This is a genomic window from Burkholderia sp. E168m23, assembly GCF_016586125.1.
Classification (GTDB): domain Bacteria; phylum Pseudomonadota; class Gammaproteobacteria; order Burkholderiales; family Burkholderiaceae; genus Burkholderia; species Burkholderia orbicola.
Genome location: NZ_BCPP01000863.1, coordinates 1 through 3,078 on the forward strand (window position 1 = coordinate 1; position 3,078 = coordinate 3,078).

Annotated in this window: 4 protein-coding genes; 2 read left to right on the forward strand and 2 right to left on the reverse strand. The window is 68.6% G+C overall.

What is annotated here, in order from left to right; translation table 11 throughout:
* Positions 1-743: MFS transporter (locus JMF90_RS30945; RefSeq protein WP_201325868.1), on the forward strand; the 743-nt coding region annotated here is incomplete at its 5' end.
* A 93-nt stretch (positions 744-836) separates the two neighbouring features.
* Here the strand turns inward: JMF90_RS30945 and JMF90_RS30950 are convergent.
* A complete protein-coding gene (locus JMF90_RS30950; RefSeq protein ID WP_006480905.1) occupies positions 837-1,034 on the reverse strand; it encodes an oxidoreductase-like domain-containing protein in 198 nt (65 codons plus the stop codon).
* Between the two features lie 160 nt (positions 1,035-1,194).
* On the opposite strand from JMF90_RS30950, the gene JMF90_RS30955 reads away from it, so the two are divergent.
* On the forward strand, positions 1,195-1,617 hold the full coding sequence (locus tag JMF90_RS30955) for a RidA family protein (RefSeq protein WP_011547348.1): 423 nt from the start codon (positions 1,195-1,197) through the stop codon (positions 1,615-1,617).
* Positions 1,618-1,800: 183 nt separating this feature from the next.
* Here JMF90_RS30955 and creD read toward each other — a convergent pair.
* Positions 1,801-3,078 (reverse strand): cell envelope integrity protein CreD (creD, locus tag JMF90_RS30960; RefSeq protein WP_201325869.1); only part of this gene is annotated, 1,278 nt, incomplete at its 5' end.

The following is a 3,078-nucleotide window of genomic DNA, read 5'->3' on the forward strand; positions in this document are numbered from 1 at the left end:
AAGCCGGCTGGCCGCTGTGGATGATCGCGTGCGGCGTCGGCGCGCTGCCGATGCTCGGCGCGCTGCTGGCGGTCGAAGCGCGCCGGCTCGCGCGCGGCCACGATCCGCTGCTCGACGTGCGGCTGCTCCGCAACCCGGTCGTCGCGCTCGGGCTCCTGCTCGCGTTCCTGTTCTACACGCTGAGTGCGTTCTTCCTGAGCTACGGGATCTATCTGCAGGGCTGCCTGAACTGGTCGCCGCTCGCGTCCGGGTTCGCGATCCTGCCGCTCGGGCTCGGTTTCCTCGCGAGCCCGCTGCTGACGACGCGCCTCGTCGCCCGCTTCGGCGGGTATCGCGTGCTCACGCTCGGCTTCGCGATGCTCGCGGCCGGCGTCGCGATCGCCGCCGCGCTCGCCCGCGACGGCGCGCCGGGGCCCGGCTTCTATGCGGGCATCGCGGCGATCGGCATCGGGCAAGGGCTCGTGCTGCCGTCGGTCGTGCGGATCGTACTCGCGGAAGTCGATGCGGCCCGCGCGGGAGTCGCGTCCGGGATGGTCAGCGCGATGCTGCAGATCGGCGCGGCGGTCGGCGCCGCGACGATCGGCGGCGTGTTCTTCGCGCGGCTCGGCGTGCATCCGGCCGCGCTCGATTACGTGCAGGGCTTCAGGGCGTCGATGTTCACGCTGACAATCGTGCTGCTGGGCTGCGTCGCGCTGTCGATGGCGCTCGGGCCGCTGCATCGGCGGCTGCATGCGGATGCGTGACGGCTGACGTGCGGCGGTGCCGACACCGTCAGTCCAGGCCCGGAAACGGGCATGGCGCATGCGCGGCGTGGCGGCTCGCCGGCCTCCTCCGTTTCATCGGTGAGGCTCGCGCTGTGCATGCCGCGCCTCCCATTCGGCCAGTTCGACGCGATAGCGCGCGAGCGCTTCGTCGTAAAGATCGAAGACGCACGGCGAGCAACCGCTGTTGCAGCAGTCTTCCAGTTCGGGTTGGACAGGCGGGGTCGGGCGGGGATCGTCGACGGAAGGATCTCCGGAAGCTTGGTTCGGCACGGCGTGGTCCGGTAATGTGGAGTGGTCAGTATAGGGCGATCCGGGCCGCCGCCGCGTTCGGCAGGCCGGGCGGGTCGCCGATGAACGCATCCGTCATGGCGCGATCGCCGCATGCGGCACGCCGCTGCGCTCGCCCATTTCGACCCACAGGAGCCGCACGATGGCCGAAGCCGTGAATCCCCCGGAAGTCTGGGCGCCGTTCGGCGCGTTTTCGATGGCCGTGATCCAGGGCGACGGGCGGATCGTGCATCTGAAGGGACAGGTCGCGCTCGACCGAGACGGGCAGCCAGTCGGCGCCGGCGACATGCGCGCCCAGGTCCGGCAAACGCTCGACAACATCCGCGACGTGCTGGCCGCGCTGGGCGGGCAGTTGCGCGACGTGATCTCGCTCGTCCATTACGCCACCGACATCGATGCGTTCATGCAGGCCGGCGACATCCGCAAGACCTACTTCGCCGAACCCTATCCGGTGACGACGACCGTCCAGGTCGAACGTCTCTACCATCCCGACCTGCTGATCGAGATCGCGGCCATCGCCGAGATTCCGCTGGCGCGGTTTCGTCGGCCCGAGAGCGCCGCGTGAGAGGCATCGGCCGTGTGCAAACGCACGCCGGCCGCTGCCTCGAGATCGCAGCCATCGCCGAGATTCCGCTAGCGCGGCTTCGTCGGCCCGAGAGGGCCGTGTGAAAAGCATCGGGCCTGCGTAAAAACGCGCGCCGGTCACGGCTTTCCCGACCGGCGCGCGCGCTTGCCTGCACCCGCTCGCTTACTTCGCCGGCGCGCCCGGCTTCACCGCTCCCGGCTTGTCGGCCAGCGGCTGCCACGCGGCGCCGAGCGAATACCAGTCGACGCGGCGCGTGAGCGTCATGATGCCGGCAAGGATCGCAAACAGCAGCAGCGAACCGAGCATCAGCGCATTGTCTTCCGACAGCAGCAGCCCGTAGAGCGCCGCGTACAACATCGCAAGCAGCACGGTGAACGTCGCGCCGCGCTTCACGCTGTGCAGCACGAACGACAGGTAGAAGCCGAGCAGCCCGATGCATGCGCCGCTTGCCGCGAGATACGCATAGCCGAACGCAATATGCTCGGACAGGCTCAGCAACAGCAGGAAGAACAGCGCGAGCGACAGGCCGACCAGCGTGTACTGGATCGGGTGAATGCGCAGCCGCTTCACGAGCTCGTACATGAAGAAGCTCGCGAACGTGAGCATCACGAACAGCGCACCGTATTTCGTCGCGCGTTCGGCCTGCAGATAGACGTTCACGGGTTCGATCACCGATACCGACGCCATCTCGATCTCGCCCCCGCCGTTGCCGGACGCCACTTGCTCGCGCGCCTTCGTGTTGAATGACGTCACGTGCCAGTTACTGACGAAGCCGCGCGCATCGATCGTGCGCTCCGCCGGCAGGAACTCGCCGCCGAAGCTCGGGTGCGGCCACGTCGATTTCAGCGAGAAGTCGTTCTGGTCGCCCACCGGCGCGAACGCGACCGATTCGGCGCCCGCCAGCGGCAGGCCGATGCTGAACGGCACGACCGTCGCGCCGGCGTTTGCGTCCGCCAGCGCCGTGAGATCGACGTTCGCATGCACGCCCTGGCGCAGGCTGTCGAGCCGCGTGCCCTGCTCCACGTCGATCCGCTTGCCGCCGATGCGCAGGTCGGGCTGCGCCTTCAGCCCCCGCAGGTCGCCGATGCCGAGCGCGACGTATGCGCCGTCGATCTTGAAGCTCACGTGGCCGTCGGCCTCCGGCAGCTTCTTCAGGTCCGGCAGCGGCAGTGTGCCCGTGATCCGGCTGTCGAGCCCGTACACGAGCGCTTTATGGATACCGCGATAGCGCACGCTGACCGACAGCGTGCCGTCGACCTTCAGCGTCTTCGGGAACACGAGCAGCCGTTTCGTCTCGCTTTTCAGGCTGGTTTTCGCCTTGCCGCCGGCCCGCGCGTCGTCGCTCACGCGCGTGACTTCCGTGTAACGGACGACGAGCACCGGCCCCGTCACCGTCTGCGGCCCCGCGTAGCTCGCCCAGATGCTCTGCAGCGCACTCTG

Excerpts from the sequence above, each read along its gene's own strand:
- JMF90_RS30955 (WP_011547348.1), top strand. The coding sequence starts at position 1,195 with ATGGCCGAAGCCGTGAATCCCCCGGAAGTCTGGGCGCCGTTCGGCGCG.